At 45.0% G+C, this 231-nt stretch carries 1 protein-coding gene; it reads left to right on the forward strand.

What is annotated here, in order from left to right; translation table 11 throughout:
• Positions 1 to 45 precede the first annotated feature (45 nt).
• Positions 46 to 231 (forward strand): NAD(P)-binding domain-containing protein (locus KVT28_RS27215; protein ID WP_217551456.1); only part of this gene is annotated, 186 nt, incomplete at its 3' end.

Raw genomic sequence — 231 nt, forward strand, 5'->3', positions numbered from 1 at the left:
TCTATGTGTTACGTTATAACATAACACATAGGAGCGAATTAAATTATGTCTACACCACGAGACGTTATCATTGTAGGGGCTGGCCCAGCAGGAGTTGGAATAGCTGCGACGCTTCGCCAAATTGGTGTGCAGGATGTACTGATCATAGACAGATATGAGATTGGTGCATCTTTTATACGCTGGCCGGCAGAGACGCGATTCATTCCTCCCTCCTTTTACTCGAATCCATTT

The organism is Pantoea sp. GbtcB22, from assembly GCF_019091025.1.
Taxonomy (GTDB): domain Bacteria; phylum Pseudomonadota; class Gammaproteobacteria; order Enterobacterales; family Enterobacteriaceae; genus Pantoea; species Pantoea leporis.